The 18558-nt window shown below is 49.2% G+C and carries 16 protein-coding genes; 11 read left to right on the top strand and 5 right to left on the bottom strand.

The features are described from left to right. The first annotated feature begins 92 nt into the window (after positions 1 to 92). Entirely contained in the window at positions 93 to 869 is a 777-nt protein-coding gene (locus PJDR2_RS24345) for an ABC transporter ATP-binding protein (protein WP_015846393.1), read from the top strand. After that, entirely contained in the window at positions 844 to 2772 is a 1929-nt protein-coding gene (locus PJDR2_RS24340) for an ABC transporter permease (RefSeq protein ID WP_015846392.1), read from the top strand. The genes PJDR2_RS24345 and PJDR2_RS24340 overlap by 26 nt, the downstream gene beginning before the upstream one ends. Before the next feature lie 23 nt (positions 2773 to 2795). Here PJDR2_RS24340 and PJDR2_RS24335 read toward each other — a convergent pair whose 3' ends face one another. Both PJDR2_RS24335 and PJDR2_RS24330 read right to left on the bottom strand, forming a co-directional pair. After that, positions 2796 to 3743 carry a hypothetical protein gene (locus tag PJDR2_RS24335; RefSeq protein ID WP_015846391.1) on the bottom strand — a complete coding sequence of 316 codons (948 nt, stop codon included), beginning with the start codon at positions 3741 to 3743 and terminating at the stop codon, positions 2796 to 2798. A 93-nt stretch (positions 3744 to 3836) separates the two neighbouring features. Next, positions 3837 to 4988, bottom strand: a complete 1152-nt coding sequence (locus PJDR2_RS24330; RefSeq protein ID WP_015846390.1) for a metallophosphoesterase — start codon at positions 4986 to 4988, stop codon at positions 3837 to 3839. A 170-nt stretch (positions 4989 to 5158) separates the two neighbouring features. On the opposite strand from PJDR2_RS24330, the gene PJDR2_RS24325 reads away from it, so the two are divergent. From PJDR2_RS24325 to sda, 3 genes are all read left to right on the top strand, one after another. After that, positions 5159 to 7318 (top strand): DNA topoisomerase III, encoded by a 2160-nt coding sequence (locus PJDR2_RS24325; RefSeq protein WP_015846389.1) that lies wholly within the window; start codon positions 5159 to 5161, stop codon positions 7316 to 7318. 113 nt (positions 7319 to 7431) lie between these two features. Continuing rightward, entirely contained in the window at positions 7432 to 8103 is a 672-nt protein-coding gene (locus tag PJDR2_RS24320) for a YheC/YheD family protein (RefSeq protein WP_015846388.1), read from the top strand. A gap of 332 nt (positions 8104 to 8435) precedes the next feature. Then, entirely contained in the window at positions 8436 to 8579 is a 144-nt protein-coding gene (sda, locus tag PJDR2_RS24315; RefSeq protein WP_015846387.1) for a sporulation histidine kinase inhibitor Sda, read from the top strand. Here sda and PJDR2_RS24310 read toward each other — a convergent pair. Further along, positions 8565 to 8825, bottom strand: coding sequence for a hypothetical protein (locus tag PJDR2_RS24310; protein ID WP_015846386.1), 261 nt, complete (start codon positions 8823 to 8825; stop codon positions 8565 to 8567). The two genes, sda and PJDR2_RS24310, sit on opposite strands and share 15 nt — an antisense overlap. A 394-nt stretch (positions 8826 to 9219) precedes the next feature. Continuing rightward, the gene (locus PJDR2_RS24305; RefSeq protein ID WP_015846385.1) at positions 9220 to 10221 is read right to left on the bottom strand and encodes an NAD(P)/FAD-dependent oxidoreductase; all 1002 of its coding nucleotides are present in this window, start codon (positions 10219 to 10221) and stop codon (positions 9220 to 9222) included. A gap of 356 nt (positions 10222 to 10577) precedes the next feature. Here PJDR2_RS24305 and PJDR2_RS24300 point away from each other — a divergent pair, with 356 nt between their 5' ends. Together PJDR2_RS24300 and PJDR2_RS24295 are read left to right on the top strand one after the other, a co-directional pair. Then, positions 10578 to 11771 (top strand): NAD(P)/FAD-dependent oxidoreductase, encoded by a 1194-nt coding sequence (locus PJDR2_RS24300; RefSeq protein ID WP_015846384.1) that lies wholly within the window; start codon positions 10578 to 10580, stop codon positions 11769 to 11771. Then, positions 11771 to 12031, top strand: coding sequence for a hypothetical protein (locus PJDR2_RS24295; protein WP_015846383.1), 261 nt, complete (start codon positions 11771 to 11773; stop codon positions 12029 to 12031). Before PJDR2_RS24300 ends, PJDR2_RS24295 begins: the two co-directional genes overlap by 1 nt. A gap of 402 nt (positions 12032 to 12433) precedes the next feature. On the opposite strand, the gene hemQ is transcribed toward PJDR2_RS24295, so the two are convergent. After that, entirely contained in the window at positions 12434 to 13180 is a 747-nt protein-coding gene (gene hemQ, locus PJDR2_RS24290) for a hydrogen peroxide-dependent heme synthase (RefSeq protein ID WP_015846382.1), read from the bottom strand. Positions 13181 to 13338: 158 nt separating this feature from the next. Between hemQ and PJDR2_RS24285 the strand changes: the two genes are divergently transcribed. From PJDR2_RS24285 to PJDR2_RS24270, 4 genes are all read left to right on the top strand, one after another. Further along, positions 13339 to 13626, top strand: coding sequence for a YuiB family protein (locus tag PJDR2_RS24285; protein ID WP_015846381.1), 288 nt, complete (start codon positions 13339 to 13341; stop codon positions 13624 to 13626). A 209-nt stretch (positions 13627 to 13835) separates the two neighbouring features. Further along, entirely contained in the window at positions 13836 to 15356 is a 1521-nt protein-coding gene (locus PJDR2_RS24280; protein ID WP_015846380.1) for a helicase DnaB, read from the top strand. Positions 15357 to 15379: 23 nt separating this feature from the next. Next, a complete protein-coding gene (gene dnaI, locus PJDR2_RS24275) occupies positions 15380 to 16336 on the top strand; it encodes a primosomal protein DnaI (protein WP_041613606.1) in 957 nt (318 codons plus the stop codon). A gap of 357 nt (positions 16337 to 16693) precedes the next feature. Continuing rightward, entirely contained in the window at positions 16694 to 18436 is a 1743-nt protein-coding gene (locus PJDR2_RS24270) for an ABC transporter substrate-binding protein (RefSeq protein WP_015846378.1), read from the top strand. The last annotated feature ends 122 nt before the right edge of the window (positions 18437 to 18558 follow it).

Raw genomic sequence — 18558 nt, 5'->3', positions numbered from 1 at the left:
TGAAAGGTAAATCGATGGGTTGATACGGGCGGATGGAGCTATACTGAGTCCATAATCAAAACAAATGAGCAAGTCTTTGGGAGGCTGTTACGATGAGTGTATTGCGTACGAAAGGGATTGGAAAGGTTTATCATTCAAAAGGGAATATGTCCTATCGGGCACTTGAGGATATCGATCTGAACATTGAAGCGGGAGAATTTGTTGGCGTCATGGGGCCTTCGGGCAGCGGGAAAACAACGCTTCTTAACCTGCTCGCAACGATTGACCGTCCGACATCCGGCGAGCTGGAGATTAACGGCGTACAGCCTGCCAAGCTGAGCGACAAGAAGCTGGCGTTGTTCCGCCGCAGAGAGCTGGGCTTTGTGTTTCAGGATTTTAATCTGCTTGATACGATGACGATTAAGGAAAACATTATTTTACCGCTGGTGCTGGAAGGCGTAGCGCCGCGCGTTATTGAAGAGAAGCTAAAACCGCTGGCGATTATGCTTAATATCGATAGTATTCTGGACAAGCGGACGTATGAGGTGTCCGGCGGACAGAAGCAGCGTGCCGCTATTGCCCGGGCAATCATACATCAGCCTGCGCTTGTGCTTGCCGACGAGCTCACCGGTAACCTCGATTCCAAAGCGGCGAAGGATGTTATGGATGCGCTGAAGGATATGAACGAGCGGCTTGGCGCTACGGTTCTAATGGTTACGCATGATCCGTTCTCGGCAAGCTATTGCAAACGCATTGTCTTTATTAAGGACGGCAAGCTGTTCAGCGAAATCCGGAGAGGAACGAACCGTCAAGCGTTCTTCCAGCAGATTCTGGATTCTTTGAGTGTACTGGGAGGTAATTTCGATGACGTTCCGTTCGCTCGCGCTTAGCAATATGAAGGGGAATTGGCGATCCTACAGCGCCTTTTTCCTAAGCTGCGTATTTTCCGTACTGATCTTCTATATGTATTCGTCGTTTATTTTTCATCCGGATGTGGTAAGCGGGCATATTCAGCAGGCGGCAAAGGTTAGAAGAGGGATGTTGTTCTGCCTGTACATCATCGGTATCTTCTCATTCCTGTTTGTCCTGTACTCCAACTCGGCTTTTCTTAAAACACGCAAGCAGGAGTTTGGTTTATTGTCCTTATTTGGGATGACCAAAGCGCAGCTTAGGAAGCTTGTTATATATGAAAGCATTGCCCTGGCCATTCTGTCCATTGGCGTCGGGATCGGCCTTGGGATGCTGTTCAGCAAGCTGTTTTTTATGGCATTATCGGTGTTTCTGAAAGTAACGGATCCTATACCGTTTGCCGCTCCGCTGAAGGCAGTCGGAATGACGGGACTTGGTTTCTTTGTTCTGTTTGTCGCGATTGCGGTCCTTACTTCGCTTCGGATCGGCAAAGCCGAGTTGATTGAACTCTTCAAAGCTGGCCGCAAGCCAAAAGGGATGCTGCTGTTCTCGCCTTGGCTGGTTGCGCTGGCGCTTATTTCCCTTGGCGCGGGCTACACGATGGCGGTTATGTTAAATCCGTTTAACTTCTTATATATGTCGCTTCTTATTCTGGTAACGGTGACGGTTGGAACCTATTTCCTATTCACGCAGTTCAGCGTGCTGCTGATCCGTTTCCTGCAGAAACGCCATTCCTTCTTTTATAACAAGACCAACATGGTTGTTCTGTCGCAGCTTGGCTACAAGCTGAAGGATAACGCGCGGATTTTGTTTATGGTCTCGATTATGAGCGCGGTTATTTTGACCGCATCCGGAACTTTTTATCTGATGCAGGTCAGCGCCAAGCAGCAAGTTCACCAGTTCTATCCTTATGCGGTAGCCGTGATGGAGAAAGGACTTCAAAGCCATGATGTGATTGATCCGGAGGAGCTGAAGACGCATCTCCGTGAAGCGGGCCATCCCGTTACCGATGAGAAGATTGTCGCCGGAGCCAGCGTAACCCATATCAAGCTGACGCGGAGCAACGGGAACAACATCGACTATAATCCGGATACTATGATGATCTCAGAGTCGGATTATAACCGTTTGGCGGAAGCGCAAGGAAAGAAGAAAATCCATCTGAAGCCGGATACGGTGGCGATGCCGGGATCATTCAACCCGCCTATTGAACGGATTCAGGGGACTGTACAGGGCAAGGCTATAGATTATGCCGTATCAACGACCCTTTCCGACAGCGTCATGAATCAGACCGATTTTAACTGGATGACTATCATTGTAGAGGATGGCGACTATAAGCAGCTTCTTGCCAATGTGCCGGAAAGCGAGCAGCTTGTCTGGTACGGTTATGAAGTGAAGGATTGGGAAAACGCGGGTCCGGCTATTAAGAAATTACAAGTAAAAGAAGATCTTGCAGGGCAGATCAACCGTAACCGCGCGGATAACTTCGCCAATATGAAGGAAACAAGCCAGCTTACGCTGTTTATCGGCCTGTTTATCAGTTTGCTGTTCTTTATCGCATCGGGCAGCTTGATTTACTTCAAGATGTTTACGGAGCTGCAGGAGGATCAGGCGCAGTTCAACGCTTTGAAACGGATTGGAATGACAAGCCAGGAGATTCGAAAAATAACGGTGACCCAGATCGGCATCATCTTCTATCTGCCCTGCTTGGTTGGTACCATTCATGCGCTGTTTGCGATGAAGGCGCTGGACGGATTGATGGAATCCAGCGTGTGGCTGTATTCGTTTGTGATTATCGGTATCTTCGTTGTCATGCAGACGATTTACTTCCTGCTCGCAAGCATGAGCTACTCGAAAGGATTGAATAGAGGAACGGCCAGCGCTTAAGGCGCCGGCCGTTTTTTTATTCTTCAATTAGATTGCTGCCGCTCCAGCCACGAGATCCGATTGGTTCTTAGTCCGCTGAGCGCTGCTTCCGCGGCTGTGAATTCCGACTGCAGCTTTTTCACCACCGTCCTGACCTCATGCGCGGCTTCGCAGGTGCGGTCCTGCGTTTCCTTGATTCTCTTCTGCACGATCCAATCCGTGATCAGCCCGTCAAACCAATAGTCTCCGAACTTCAGCAGGCTGCTGATATCGACATGGATATCCAGGCTGCGCTGCAGATCCGCAAGCTCATCCCTGAAGCTCTTCAGCTCATGATTGGCTGCGGCAATGGAGGCTTTGGCATCATCAATATGCTCGTGTTTGATATGAGTAGAAATAAGTCCGCCGTTGCCCCACGTATCCCAATTGCCCCAGTTGATTGCTTTGTCTAGACTTTCGATAGCCGGCTCAAGCGAGGCAAGCACCCTTCTGCCTGCCGTAAATGCTTCGTTCAGCTCGCGCACGATAACCTGCTGGCCTGCGATCTCGCTTTCCATGGCTATCAGCTCCGAGGCTTTATCCGGCATGCTTCTTAGGAAATGTTCTTGTTCCTTTAGATGCCGGTAATAATCCTGTTCAGCACTATGATTGGCGCTAATGACCATACCGGCCTGCATAATCTCTTCCTTCAGCTTATCGCGCTCCTGCTTGGCTTCGGCTAGCTTGAGAGCTGCTGCAAGCGCCTGCTGGCGTTCCATTTCCAGCTGTTCCTCCTTGCTGCGCAGGAGCGTATGGAACAGATTCGTCAGGGTCATTCGCGTAAGCTTATCGACATCGGCCTGCTCTGATTCGAGATCAAGCTCCAGGCGGATGATTTGCCGCTCCAGTTCGTTTAACCGGGAACGGAATTGACTTTGTCTGCGAACCGCTTTTTCAAGCTCGTATTTGCGTTCCTTTGCTTCCGTCAAACGATCGAACAAAGAATCTGTCATAAGCAGGAATTCCCTCCTGGAATAGGTTGATGACTGCAACTCTATACGAGGCCCGGACGTATGAAGTTTCATTGCTTGGCGAAAGGTTTGAAGTTACGGCTGAAACGTCAGGTCAATCTGAATAATCTCGGAACGGCTGCCCAGACGGATTGGCGGCCCCCAGGAGCCAAAGCCCGAGGAAACAATGGCGTGCAGACTGCCCTTCAGCTTATAGCCCCAATCCAGCTCGAAGATGCGGCGGGTGATCAGATGGTTAGGCGCCATTTGCCCGCGATGGGTATGACCGGATAAGGAAAGGTCAATGCCGTTTATAGCTGCCTGTTCCAGATCGGAGGGCTGGTGGTCCATCATAATAAGCGGACGGGCTTTATCCAGATCGGAGATCAGTTCGCTGATCGGAAGACGACCGTCCGGATCGCTATGCCGCGCCGCCAGGTCTTTGCGTCCAACGATATAGAAGCTGTCCCGAACAAGGATATTTTCATCCAGAAGCACTCGAATGCCAATCGCATTCATCTGAGCGATGTATTCCTGAATGTGACCGCCGATATATTCGTGGTTGCCCAGCACGGCATAGATGCCAAGCGGTGCCTTCAGCTTGCTCATGGTAGCGGCCATATTGCGGCGGATAAACGGATCAATGCTGTCGTCTATGACGTCGCCGGGCAGAAGAATCAGATCCGGCTTCATTTCCTCCATGTGGCTGACGAGGCGGTCAAGATGCTTGTTGCCAACAACAGTGCCCAGATGGATATCGGAGGCAACCCCGATGCGGAGCTTCCGGATTGTGCCGGCTTGCTTCGGAATGGTCAAGTCATAATTGCGGACGATCGGAGTCCAGGCGTTCCAGGCTCCCCGAATAAGGATCGAGGCCAAGAGAACGAAGGTAACCGTACCGACGGAAGCAACGGCTGTTTTGTAGGAAACGGAAGCAAGCGTCAACAGCCAGACGGCTAAATCGGCGAGAGGCAGAATGAGAAGGCCGTATTCCATAACGGCAAACCAGTAAGAGCCAATATTTTTTAAAAAATAGGCAACTTGGCGGATCGGCGAAGCCGAATGTTGTCCAAACCGTCCGATAAGCCAAGCAAAGGAGAGGATGCCAACGATGATGCCATACGGCCAGGCGTGCTCCAGGTCAAACAGCGTGGACAGGTATACCCATCCATTCCAGCCGATGTACCAGTTCACCAGGCCAAATACAAGGAGGAAGAAGGTAATAACGGGAATAAATCTAGCTTTCACTTGGACATCTCCTTACTTGACGCATATAGGTTTCGATAACTCGTGAACCTACTATATCACACCGGGAATTGCCGGGTAAAATAAGGCGGATTTAGCTGCCGGCATTGGTCTCGCAGCCATTTTTCTAGTATACTTGAACAATGATTTTACGGCAGGGAGAGGGATTCGAAATGAAGTCATTAGTGCTTGCGGAAAAGCCAAGCGTCGCAAAGGAAATTGCGCGTGTTCTCGGCTGCAGCAGCAAAAATAAAAGCTATATGGAAGGCCCTGATTACGTGGTAACTTGGGCGCTTGGCCATCTGGTGACGCTTGCGGAGCCGGAGGATTATGATCCGAAATATAAGACATGGAATCTGGAGGATCTGCCACTGCTTCCGGGAAAGATGAACCTGAAGGTGATGCGCGAGACGTCGCATCAATATAAGGCGGTTGCGCAGCTGTGCAAACGTCCGGATATTGGCGAGCTCATTATCGCAACCGATGCCGGGCGGGAAGGCGAGCTTGTAGCCAGATGGATTATGGAGCTTGTCCACTGGCGCAAGCCGTTCAAGCGGCTGTGGATTTCGTCCCAGACGGATAAAGCGATCAAGGATGGCTTTAAGGCGCTTAAGCCAGGCCAGCAATACAATAATTTGTACGCATCGGCCGTCTGCCGGGCGGAGGCGGACTGGCTGATCGGTCTTAATGTCACTCGTGCGCTTACGGTGAAATACAATGCCCAGCTTGCAGCCGGCCGCGTGCAGACGCCAACGCTTGGCGCGCTGATCGACCGGGAAAAAGAGATTAACCAATTTCAATCGCAGCCTTATTGGACGGTATCGGCTGAGCTGGGCGCATTCCAGGCATTGTGGCGCCAGAATGACAATCATGACGGCAGAGTGTGGGACAGAAGCGAAGCTGAAGCAGTAATTGCGCGTCTGCAAGGGAAGAGTGCCAAGGTCGACAAGCTTCGCACAACCCAGAAGTCCGAGCCGCATCCGCAGGCTTTCGACTTGACGGAGCTGCAACGGGAAGCGAATAAACGGCTTGGTTTTTCGGCGAAAATGACATCCAATGTCCTTCAGAAGCTGTACGAGCAGCATAAGCTTGTTACTTACCCTCGAACGGACTCCCGTTATTTGTCGAGCGATATCGTGCCAACGCTTAAAGGACGTCTGGAGAGCGTTGCGGTAGGACCGTATGCGCCGCTTGCCCGCAAGCTGCTCAGGGGTCAGTTGACCGTGACGAAACGGTTCGTGGACGACAGCAAGGTCAGCGATCACCATGCGATTATTCCGACCGATGAATATGTAAATTTATCGGCTCTCAGCAACGACGAACGCAAGCTGTACGATTTGATCGTCCGCCGGTTTATTGCGTTATTTTACCCGCCGTATACGTATGACGAGACAAGCGTCGTCCTGACGGTTGGCCAAGACAAGCTATACGCGAAAGGCAAAGTTCAGAAGGATATCGGCTGGAAAGAGTTGTATGGCGGCAGCGACGCGAGATTTACCGCGGACGAGGACGATGAAGAAGAGAACGGGCGCGGCGAGGACAAGAGCACGCCGGAGCAGCTGCTGCCGGAGCTTGTCCAAGGACAAGCTGTTCAGGTGAAGCAGAGCCGCTTGAAGGAGCTGCGTACGCTTCCTCCGGCGCGTTATACGGAGGCCTCGCTGCTCTCGAAAATGGAGAAGCATGGCCTTGGCACGCCGGCTACCCGCGCGGATATTATCGAGAAGCTTCTCTCTACCGATACGATTGAGCGTACCCAGAACCGCCTTGTTCCGACAAGCAAAGGCAAGCAGCTAATTGAGCTGGTTGTTGACGAGCTGCGCAGTCCGGAGCTAACGGCGAAGTGGGAGAGGGAGCTCGAGCTTATCGCGCACGGCCAAGGAGACGCGAAGCGGTTTATGGCGGGGATACGGGAGCAGGCCAACAAATGGGTTACGGCGGTTAAGAATGAGACGAAGGAATACAAGCCGCATAACTTAACCCATTCGCGTTGTCCGGAATGCGGCAAACTGCTTATGGAAGTGAAGGGCAAGCGCGGCAAGTCGCTGGTCTGCTCCGACCGGGAGTGCAGCTACCGCCGTCAGGCGGAACCTGCGCTGTCCAATAAGCGCTGCCCGCAATGCCATAAGAAGATGGAGATTCATAACGGCAAGGCAGGCAAATACGCGCAGTGCAGACCATGCAACGTTATTGAAATGCTGGGTGACAAGCAGGGCGGAAGAGTTAATAAGCATCAGCAGAAGAAGATGATTGAGCAGTACAGCGATAATGTATCGCTGTCCAATAGTCTTGCCGACGCGCTGAAAGCCGCGATGAACAAACAGGATAACGATTAACCAGAAGAGGGAGTGCCGTGAAGAACGGTACTCCCTCTTTTTTGCTCGGACAATCATCCAAGAGACAACCGTTTCTCCTTCATATGCTATTAATAGGAAAGGAGATTGATAGCATGGAAGAACAACTAGGCCGGCCAGTCCCTGACAAATGGGCAAAGCAGGCGGCTCTGCTCGCCGATCCGTTTATTGCCCCGCATATTCCGCCAACGAAGCTATACAATGCCGGCAACTTAAGAAGCATGCTCGGCAAGCATCAAATGGTTGTCATCAAGCCGGTTATCGGCACGGGAGGACACGGCGTTATTAAGGTATCGAAGACAAGCGCAGGCTACAGCTTTACCTCTCATTCGACAACGCATTCTTATGCCAGCTTTGAAGCTCTCAAATCAGCACTCGACAAGAAACGCAAAAATCGTCCTTATCTGATTCAGAAAGGGATCCGTCTCGCCAAGGTTGGCAGCCGTCCCATTGATTACCGGGTCAAATACGTAAAGACTGAAACGGGCTGGGAATATCGCTCTATGGTAGGGAGAATTGCCAAGCCGGGGTTGTTTGTCACGAACTTGTGCCAAGGCGGCACGATGGTTACGGCGGCAGAGGGAATCCGCCGATCCTTGTCTCGGTCTCTTGTAGGATCGAAGAAGCAGAAAATGCGCGATCTGACCGTTGCCTCAACGAGAATACTGGAGGACAGGTTCCCCGGCGTTGGGCAGTTAGGGTTCGATTATGGCATTGATGTAAACGGCAAGATATGGATCTTTGAAGTTAATACGAGGCCGCAATAATAAGGTAAAGGCTTGCCTTTTATAAACCCGTTTGGGTTTGTTTTTTTTCACAGGGAATCTACAAGCTTATGCACAAAAATTCAATATATTCCATTAATGGGGCAAGAAATTTCGATTAAAGTTTTTTATCGCGTTTTGGTAAAAAAAGGCTGTGTATAAAAATATCCACATCATCCACTGTGTTAAATCCTCATTTTTCGACTTGTATTCACATCTCATACACAGCCTGTCCACAAGGATGTGTGTATAATGGGGGCCATTGTTGTAGGGAAAAGGGCATGTTACGATGGGAACAGCTCAGGAAACTTTAGGAAGAAAGGAAGTGTCCAGGTATGGATCTGCTGTCAGACGAGCTACTGGAAGACACCTACCTTGCTGCTATTCAGTACAAACTGGAAGACGACTTCATCCGAATGCTTCTGATTGAGATGAAGCGAAGACAACTTAACAAGGCTGCCGCCTCAAACGCTATATAACGGATCATTCCCTATTTCGGTAACGGCAGCCTCAACCGTCCGCTCACAGGACGAGCAGTATACAATATGCAAGCAGTTTCTATTATCGGCCGATTGATTCCATAAAGTCATTTCCGTCTCGAGTGGCACATAAGGTGCATAAGGACCAATCCAGTCTGTCATTCGGCCCCAATCTTCCATTGCTTGGCCACAATTGGAGCAAGCTGCATTCAGCGGCTGCATGCCATTGCATACAGGACAAAACATAAGGGTATCCTCCTTGGCTCGTGCAGATTGCCTGCACTTGAATGAAACGCCAATGTTAGGATACCCTTGTCATTTTCGTTTTACCACAATGGAATTCAAGTTTTCGAGCTATTGAAAACTTAAATTCCATTGGCGATAAAACCTACATCTAAACGCGGTCGCTCATCATCGAAAGGCAACGATAGAGGTTTTCTCACCACATAAATTATGAATTCACAAGTTTTCGAGCTATTGAAAACTTAAATTCCATTTGGCGATAAAACCTACATCTAAACGCGGTCGCTCATCATCGAAAGGCAACGATAGAGGTTTTCTCACCACATAAATTATGGATTCACAAGTTTTCGAGTTATTGAAAACTTAAATTCCATTTGGCGATAAAACCAACCCCATGCTATAGCTTCATATTGCTGCTATGCCCCGGCGAAAGCTTCGCGTCCGGATCAATATAGACCTTCGCGTTATTAATGGCGGTAGGGGCTTCTCCGAAGCCAACGGCAATCAGCTTCAGCTTGCCCGGGTAGGTCGTTATGTCTCCGGCGGCAAAGATGCCGCTGACGCTGGTCTCCATTCTTGTATCTACGATGATGGAGCCGCCCTGAATCTCAATGCCCCATTCGGCTATCGGGCCGAGTGAGGAGACAAAGCCGTAATTGACGATTACCGCATCTACCTCGACCTCGGTTTGATCCTTGGTTTTGACATCGGTAAGCGTTACGCGGCTGATCCGGCCATCCCCATGGAGGGAAGTGACCTCTTTAGGCGTCTGGACAATAACCTTCGAGTTCATCAGATTTTCAACGCTATGCTCATGCGCGCGGAACTTATCGCGGCGGTGAACAAGCGTAACCGATTCCGCGATTGGCTCGAGCATCAGCGCCCAGTCAACGGCTGAATCGCCGCCGCCAGTGAGCAGTACCTTTTGCCCCTTGAACCGGTTCAGATCCCCGACAAAATAATGAAGGTTGCTCTTTTCGTATTGTACGGCTTCAGGCAGCTCCAGCTTGCGCGGTTCAAAAGCGCCAACGCCGGCTGTAATAATAACGGCTTTTGCATAATGTACGGCTTTATTGGTAATGACTTCAAATAAACGCTCGCTCTGTTTGTTCACTTCAACGACTTTTTCTTCTAATAATACTTCCGGCTGAAAAAGACTGATTTGCTCAATTAACCGATCAACAAGCTCTTGGGCTGTAACTTTTGGGAATCCGGCCACGTCATATATGTACTTCTCCGGATACAGTGCTGCGAGCTGACCGCCAAGTTGAGGCATACTCTCAATGATTTTGACGGATGCCTGGCGCATTCCGCCATAAAAGGCTGCAAACAGGCCGGCAGGTCCGCCGCCAATAATGATAATATCTGCAAGGTTATTTGGCTGTTCTACGGATGACATGGAAAGCACCTCCAATATATTGATGATCTGCTTTCTATTATATGCCTGCCGTTTCCAAGAAGGAAATATTTAATTTGTATGCTGCTCTAAAGTTTTTCGTATATTTTGCTCTTGAAGTTTAAGTAAAAACTATGTAATATTTCTGATGTATTGTATGTATGGCGCCGAATTTGGACAGTCAACATTAGATAAATAGGACTGAAACGCAGGTATTAATAGCGTACAATCGGAGCGATAAATCGGACCAAAAAATGACACAATTCGCTGGGGTAGAAATATAGATCCAGCACGGATTGTGTAATTTTTCACAAACAAAAAGACACATAAACAAGCTAAGGAATGGATGGGATCATACGATGAGCAACATACCCAAAATTGTCATCTTAGGAGCTGGCTACGGCGGTGTGCTTACTGCGCTGCGGTTGCAAAAAGAACTTAACTATAACGAGGCTGACGTCACTTTGGTGAATAAGCACGACTATCATTATATTACAACGCATTTGCATATGCCTGCTGCGGGAACGGATAATCCTGAGAATGCGCGCGTCAGCATTTCCAAGCTGATTGATGAATTCAAGATCGACTTCGTGAAATCGACGGTCGTACAGATTCGCCCGCAGGATAAAAAGGTTATTCTTGAGGATGGAACTCTTTCGTATGATTATCTGGTCATCGGTCTTGGCGGCGAGCCGGAAACCTTTGGCATTCCCGGGCTTGGCGAATATGCAATGAACATTAGAAGCATCAACTCCGTCCGCCTGATCCGCGAGCATATCGAGTATCAATTTGCGCGCTTCAAGCGTGAACCGCATCGTACCGACTACCTGACCTTTATCGTAGGCGGAGCGGGCTTTACCGGCATTGAATTCATTGGCGAACTGTCCGACCGTATCCCTGAGCTGTGCAAGCAGTTTGATGTCGATCCGGCGCTCGTTAAAATTTATAATATTGAAGCAGCGCCAACCGCGCTTCCAGGCTTTGACCCTGAGCTCGTGGAATACGCGATGGACGTATTGACGAAAAAAGGCGTAACGTTCCGCATCGGAACGGCGATCAAAGAGTGCACGCCTGACGGCGTCGTAGTTGGCGAAGGCGAAGAAATCAAATCGCAGACGGTTATTTGGACCGGCGGTATCCGCGGCAACCGTCTGATTGAGGATGCAGGCTTTGAAACGATGCGCGGACGCGTAAAAGTGGATGACAACCTGCGTGCTCCAGGCCATGAGAATATCTACATCGTGGGCGACAACTCCCTGATGTTTAATCCGGAAGGACGTCCGTACCCTCCAACCGCGCAAATCGCCATGCAGCAAGGCGTAGTATGCGCGCATAACCTGATTGCTTCGATCCGCAACCAGCCTTTGAAGGCATTCGTCTTCAGCAACAAAGGCACGGTAGCATCGCTGGGCAAAGGCGAAGCGATTGGTATCGCGTTCGGCAAGAAATACAAAGGCCGCACGGCTGCTTGGCTGAAAAAGATGATCGACCTGCGTTACTTGTTCATTATCGGCGGCATTCCGCTTGTGCTGCGCAAAGGGAAGTTCCTGTAATGCGTCACTGCAGCGTTCAAGTCCGCGGATTATTGACCCGGGATGAGCTCGACCGCTACAATGCTTTGATGGAAGTCGGCTCGTTCCTCGAGTCCCAGCAACGGCATGATCTGTCATACACGGTGCAAAAAGAAGTGGATATTCTCATCCTGCCCGCCATTGAGCGGCTGAAGGAGAAAGGCCGCGAGCGCGACCGTGCGACCGAGCTCTATCTCGAACAAAAACGCCTCGGCCTCTTGGACGAGGACGACGAAGATTAATAAAAAGCTTTCGCTTCGGCGACAATGTCATTAAGGTAAGCTAACTTAATGATATTGCGCTTCGGCGAAAGCTTTTTTGTTTTGTGTCGGACGTTTGTACGGTCCGCGATCTAACGAAACGTCATATCGCTATTTGCTGCAAATGAAACCTTTTTCAAATCTAACGAAACGCCATAACGTTATTTGAACATTTTTAGGCTTGATGAGGTTAATAATCGGTAAATAGAGATACCAGGTTTCGTTAGAATTCCCAAACCGCCTATTTCGAGCAAATAACGTTATGCAGTTTCGTTAGGCTTTCTATCCCTAAAAAATAACGCCACCGGAATCACCCGGTGGCGTTATCGGTCTAAAAAATAGGTTGACGATGCCGTAGCAGCTCAAAGGCTCGCTTCAACCTATTTACAGCGAAAGCATCGCCTTAAACTTATCGTCCGTCAGCAGATTCCCAACAAAGAACTCGCCAAAGTCGCCGTAACGCGCGCTGACTTCGTCAAAGCGCATCTCGTACACAAGCTTCTTGAATTGAAGCGCTTCGTCAGCAAACAGAGTAACGCCCCATTCCCAATCATCAAAACCAACGGAGCCGGTGATGATTTGTTTAACCTTGCCGGCATATTTGCGGCCGATCATGCCGTGGCTGCGCATCATGTTGCGGCGGTCTTCCATGCTCAGCATGTACCAGTTGTCGTTGCCAGAACGGCGTTTGTTCATCGGGTAGAAGCAAATATGTCTAGCTTTCGGTAGGGATGGCTTCAAACGTGCCACAACCTCCGGATTTTGCATCGGGTCGCTGCCCGGGGAATTGACATAGTTGCTAAGCTCAACAACGCTCACATACGAGTGAGCCGGCTGCGTGAACTCCGCGAACAGCGTTTTGTTAAACGCGGTTTCGATATCGTTCAGCTCTTCCAGCGTTTCGCGCAGGTGCATAAACACGAAATCTGCTTTTTGGCCAACGATGGAATAAACAGCCGTGCTGCCTTGCTTGTTCTCGTCAATGCTGCTCCATTCCTTCAGGAAGGATTGAAGCTCGTCCAACGCCTGGCTCCGTTCTCTATCGCTTGCAAGCCGCCACGCCGCCCAATCCATCGAACGGAAATCATGCAGCGCGTACCAGCCTTCTAATGTAATGGCTACTTCACTCATGGGTAAATTCTCCTCTCGTTACATTGCTTTTAACATTGTATCGTAAATAAATCAGCTAGAGCAAATGGCGGACTTGTGACAAATATACAGCTCCGATTGACTTCCTTATTTCCATTATTTAAACTGAAAAGCGAGACTTTCCATAAGGAGAAGAGGACATGCTTCAATTATTTGTAGCCACCGTGCTGTTTCTGGTCATGATGTTCGGCATCGGCTTTATTCTTAACATGCTTCTCAAAACAACGTGGTTTCCTATTTATGTCTTTGTAATCGTACTGCTGCCTATCGGCATATGGTCGACATGGGATCATTCCGTTTCGTTTGTCGACAATTTCACAGAGTTTACATATGTAGATGTTATCCCGGTTATCGGCGCCTTGGCTGGTGCTTATATCAGTGGATGGGCCATTCGCGCGCTGCGCCGCGGCGGTTATAAAATGTTCTAAATCATTCAACGGCTTTCGTTATTCCGAAGGGAATCACGGAGCCGTTTTTCATTTCTAAGAAAATTATTAGTTTCCTCGTATACCGCGCTCCGCCAAGGATCGTGACAGATGTTCGCCTAGTCACCTCATATTTCTAGTTTTGTATTCGTCCCCGGTCCTTCTTTTTATGTTAGAATAATAGAAAGTACGAATGAGATGGAGAGATGCAATTGCGCATCGGTAATCTACTACAATATACAGAACATCACCGTTATTACATTTTTCGTGATTTTTCGCTAAGCAGCTTGGACTATAAAATGTTGTCGCTTATCTATCAGCCGATGTTAGGCGCATTTGCTATTGCTTTATATCAGCAGCTTTATCATGGCATTGCTGAAGGTACTTCCGGTTACTCCGCCATTGAATCGCAGCGCAAGCTGTTCCTTGGACTGGGATTGGACATGAACGAACGGGGCAGAAAATATTTGATCGATCAGGCATCGCGTCTGGAAGCGGTTGGACTTTTGCAGACGTCGCGGGTAGGATTGCCGGATCAGGCAGATGTCATGTACGAATACGAACTGTCGCAGCCGCTCTCGCCAGGAGAGTTTTTCCGCAATCAGCATCTGACCCTGCTTCTTCGGGACAAGATCGGCAAGTACGCGGTTATTTCGCTCCGTGAATCGTTTGGGGCGCAAGAGCCCGACGAGCTTGCGCAGAAACAGCTGACCAAAGAAAACATTTCGGTGCCTTTCTATGAGCTGTTCCAGCTGAACACGCAGTCGGTTGATCAAGAGCTCGAGCAGGCTTTAACGGAAGTAGCGCCAACCCGTCAGGCTGCGCCTCGGGCTCAGCTTGAGACGGCAGGTATTCCTTATGGGGAAATTATCCTTCGTTTCCCGCGCAATTCGGCGAACCGGAGTTATGTAGAGCGGATGCGCGGCAATTCCGAGCAGCTCGCACAAGTCAATTATGTCGCTTACAAATACAATCTATCCGTAGCGGACATTTGCCGATTATTGGATGAGGATGGTATTTTCGCTTCGAATGGCGAGTTGATCGTAGACGAGATTCAACTGCGTGCGAATCAGCTGTACCGCCAGGATAAGAAGCGTGAAGGAGAACGGCAAAGAACGCTTGCCCGCGTGCAGGCAGCAGCCGTTCAGCCAAATGAGACGGAGGAAGAACTCGTCGAGTTCGGCGTTCAGGAAGAGTATTACATGCTTGTGCCAAGCCAATTGGCGGGCAGATGCGACGTGCAGCAATATAATATGCTCATGCGGAACGAACCGCATACCAGGTTTTTGCAGCGGTTTTTCCCTGGAGCCGTACCGGACTGGATCGAAAGATCCTTTGAGCGGATTGATCTTAATTACAAGCTTCCCGCACCGGTGATCAACATACTTATTCATTATGTGATAGGCATGAACGATGCGCAGCGCGTGACGAAGACATTCGTGGAGGCCGTTGTATCCAACATGCTGGTGAAGCAGGTAGATACATTCGAGAAGGCTGTTCTTTACGTTAGAGAGCAGGCTGAGGTAGAGGCCGACAAGGAACGCCGGAATGCGAGAGCTGCAGCAGGTCTTCCGGGAACGAGAGGAACGTCGCGCAACAGCTCGCGCGGAGGTACGTCCCGTAAGCCGTCTATTCCGATTGTACAGGATGAAGAGGCAGGAGATACGGCAATTTCGCCGGAGAAGCTGGAACAAATGCGAAGGCTGGCCAGAAAGCTGGACGGCAAAGCTTAAACCATAAAGCGGGGTGAATACGAATGGAATCGCTTGGTGAAATGTTAAAAGCATGGCCTGGCGGTAAATCAATGACCGATCAAGCGGAACAAAAGCTTGGAGAGCTAATGGCGGACCCTCTTGTTGAGCGTCTGTTCGTCAAGCACCCTGAGCTGAATGAACGTGCGGTACGGATGAATATGAACCGGGTCTATCAGTATGTGAATGAATACCGGAACTGTTCGAATTGCCCGGGATTAAACAATTGTCCAAATGATTTCGAGGGCCATTATACGTTACTTTCTTGCGAAACGGTTAGTGATCAGGTTCAATTGATTGACCGGAAGGTGTCTTGCAAAAAGTTCCTCGCGCGGCGCAGCGAAGAACAGATCAAGAACAGGATCCGAAGCTTCTATGTCGACGAGACCGCTCTAAATAACGGTTATTCGGCTGATGAAATATTGTTCAACGATCCAAAGCGGACCGAGGCAGCCTATCAAATTCTGGCATATATCGACAAGACGAAGGAAGAAGGGCTGCAGAAGGAAGGCTTGTACCTGGCCGGCAAGTTTGGCACGGGCAAAACGTTCCTAATGTGTTATCTGCTTCATGAGCTTGCGAAGGCAGGCTATTCGGGGGCTATCGTCTACATGCCGGAGTTTGTGGAAGATCTTAAATCGATGATGCATGATCAGGCTAAGCTTCGCGAAACGGTAGAGATGATGAAAGAAACCGATCTGCTTATCTTTGATGATATGGGGGCGGAGAACCTGAATCCATGGGTTCGGGACCATGTTCTTGGATCGATTCTGAACTACCGGATGAACCGGAAGCCTACCTTATACACGTCCAACTATGAGCTGGATGCCTTGGAGAGACATTTCAGCTTTACTAGCAAAGACGGTGACGAGCAGTATAAGGGAGAACGCCTGATGAACCGGATCAGGCCTTATGTTGAAGTCGTTATGGTTACCGGAGAGAATAAGCGGGGACGCAAATAAGAAAAGAGACTGCACATTTGTTCACGGGTGCAGTCTCTTTTTTTGAACATACTTTAACTATTTACCGCGTTAATAACTTATAGTATACTCTCCTCATGGGGAGGTGAGAAAATGTTACATACTTGGAAAAATAAAGTTCAAGATGTACATCTATGGAAGTCGGAATCGGTGAGCAGAAATTCAGAATGAACCATTAATAGTACCTTACTAGTAAATTATGTAGGCGATGTAAACAGAATGCAATACTTATGTTCGAAATAATCAGAAAAATTAAAAGATTTGAACAAATAGAAAGGCAGCGATGTTGAACAGAAGGCATATGAACGATATCACGTTCAAATTAAAGGAGGAGATAGGATGATTACCCGAAAGAAATCATTTAAGTTTTTGTTTCTATTAAGTATCCTGGCTATTCTAATCGCAGGCTGTTCCAACAAGAATACCAATAACAGCTCTAATTCCCCTTCGCCTTCGGCAACAACGGCCGACGAATCGGCTTCTCCTTCCGCAGAACCTTCAGAGGATCCCAATACGCCTAAAGTAGGCGGAACGTTAACGGTAAGCACATTCTCCGACATTGTCTCGGTAAATCCGATCTTTGTGAATGACACGGCTTCCGGAGATATGCAGTATTTGTTATTCGCCCAATTGTATGACCTTGACCGTGACGGCAACCTGGTTGTACAACCATGGTCTCTCGCTGCTGAACTTCCGCAAATTTCGGAAGACGGCAAAACTTACACGGTGAAAATGAAAAATACGGCCAAATGGAGTGACGGTCAGCCGATTACTGCAGATGATTTGGTCTTTACCATTAATACGATCATAAATCCAAAAGCGGGTGCGCCAGGCATCAGTACGTTTGACAAGGTTGGCAGCGTCGAGAAAGTGGACGACAACACAGTCAAAATTACGCTGAAGCAAGTATACGCGCCATTCCAATATTCCCTGATGCTTAATCCGGTGCCAAGCCATATCCTCAAGGACGTGAAGCCTGAAGATTTGCAGGCGAATCCTTACGGCAAAGACCCTGCCAAGACGGTGACGAGTGGTCCTTGGAAATGGTCGGAGTGGAAGGCTGGCCAATATGTAAGCTTGGAAGCCGATCCGAATTATTGGGGCGAAGTAAAGCCTAATATTCAAAAAGTCGTTTACAAAATCTACGCCGATCAAAATACAGAGGTTCAAGCGCTGATCAAAGGCGATGTGGATACAACGCTGGCGATTCCGATTACGCAGCTTGAAGCGGTTGAGAAAAACGACAAAATCAATGTCATTAAAGGATCAACCTCTACCTACGAGTATGTCAGCTTTAACTTTGACGCCAACAACTTCCCGGATAAGTTCATTCCGTTCTCTTCGCAGAAGAGTCGTCAAGCCATTGCTTACGCTCTGAACCGCCAAGGCATGGTTGATAATGTTTTGAAAGGCACCGGGGCGCTGATGAACGCGCCATTCCTCCCAGGCTCCTGGTCGGATCCCGGCGACAAAGCGGTTAATTACAATTACGACGCCGAGAAAGCAAAAGCTCTGCTAGCCGAAGACGGTTGGGTTGCCGGCAAAGACGGCATTCTCGCGAAAGACGGTCACCGCTTCTCCTTCGAGCTGCAATATAACGCCGGCAACAGCCGCCGCGAAGCGGTAGCGCAAATCATTCAGCAGAACCTGAAGGACGTAGGCATCGAAGTAAAACCAACGGCGATCGATTTCGCAACTTGGATCGATCAGAACATTACGCCTGGTAAATACCCTGCCATTCTGCTTGGCTGGTCGCTTAGCAATCCGGATCCGGACGGCGAAAGCATCTTCTCGTCGAAATACTTCCCGCCGGCAGGTCAAAACAGCGGTTGGTATAAGAACGAGAAGCTCGACAAGCTGTGGGTGGACGGCTACTCCGTTGTAGATCAAGCAGCCCGTAAAGAAATTTACAACCAAATCGCAACCGAGATTTCGACTGACTTACCTTATGTATTCCTGTATCAATACGGTAACCCTCAAGGTATCGGACCTAAAGTGAAATTCGGGGAAGAGGATGCACCTGTACCAACGCAGCAAACCGGTTATTTCTATCACATGATCAAATGGTGGCTGGCCGAATAAGCAGCGTAATCAATCGTTTGCAGGAGAAGAGGGCTTGGCCCTCTTCTTCCTTGTAAACCAATCCGCGGCAATTCTTAGGTTTACGCTTACGAAGTAAGAATTACCTCAAAAGGCGCGGTAAT

Source organism: Paenibacillus sp. JDR-2, assembly GCF_000023585.1.
In the GTDB taxonomy this organism is placed as follows: domain Bacteria; phylum Bacillota; class Bacilli; order Paenibacillales; family Paenibacillaceae; genus Pristimantibacillus.
This window is presented reverse-complemented; position numbering and strand designations above follow the sequence as displayed.

Excerpts from the sequence above, each read along its gene's own strand:
- PJDR2_RS24345 (WP_015846393.1), top strand. The coding sequence starts at position 93 with ATGAGTGTATTGCGTACGAAAGGGATTGGAAAGGTTTATCATTCAAAA.
- PJDR2_RS24340 (WP_015846392.1), top strand. The coding sequence starts at position 844 with ATGACGTTCCGTTCGCTCGCGCTTAGCAATATGAAGGGGAATTGGCGA.
- PJDR2_RS24335 (WP_015846391.1), bottom strand. The coding sequence starts at position 3,743 with ATGACAGATTCTTTGTTCGATCGTTTGACGGAAGCAAAGGAACGCAAA.
- PJDR2_RS24325 (WP_015846389.1), top strand. The coding sequence starts at position 5,159 with ATGAAGTCATTAGTGCTTGCGGAAAAGCCAAGCGTCGCAAAGGAAATT.
- PJDR2_RS24320 (WP_015846388.1), top strand. The coding sequence starts at position 7,432 with ATGGAAGAACAACTAGGCCGGCCAGTCCCTGACAAATGGGCAAAGCAG.
- sda (WP_015846387.1), top strand. The coding sequence starts at position 8,436 with ATGGATCTGCTGTCAGACGAGCTACTGGAAGACACCTACCTTGCTGCT.
- PJDR2_RS24310 (WP_015846386.1), bottom strand. The coding sequence starts at position 8,825 with ATGTTTTGTCCTGTATGCAATGGCATGCAGCCGCTGAATGCAGCTTGC.
- PJDR2_RS24305 (WP_015846385.1), bottom strand. The coding sequence starts at position 10,221 with ATGTCATCCGTAGAACAGCCAAATAACCTTGCAGATATTATCATTATT.
- PJDR2_RS24300 (WP_015846384.1), top strand. The coding sequence starts at position 10,578 with ATGAGCAACATACCCAAAATTGTCATCTTAGGAGCTGGCTACGGCGGT.
- PJDR2_RS24295 (WP_015846383.1), top strand. The coding sequence starts at position 11,771 with ATGCGTCACTGCAGCGTTCAAGTCCGCGGATTATTGACCCGGGATGAG.
- hemQ (WP_015846382.1), bottom strand. The coding sequence starts at position 13,180 with ATGAGTGAAGTAGCCATTACATTAGAAGGCTGGTACGCGCTGCATGAT.
- PJDR2_RS24285 (WP_015846381.1), top strand. The coding sequence starts at position 13,339 with ATGCTTCAATTATTTGTAGCCACCGTGCTGTTTCTGGTCATGATGTTC.
- dnaI (WP_041613606.1), top strand. The coding sequence starts at position 15,380 with ATGGAATCGCTTGGTGAAATGTTAAAAGCATGGCCTGGCGGTAAATCA.
- PJDR2_RS24270 (WP_015846378.1), top strand. The coding sequence starts at position 16,694 with ATGATTACCCGAAAGAAATCATTTAAGTTTTTGTTTCTATTAAGTATC.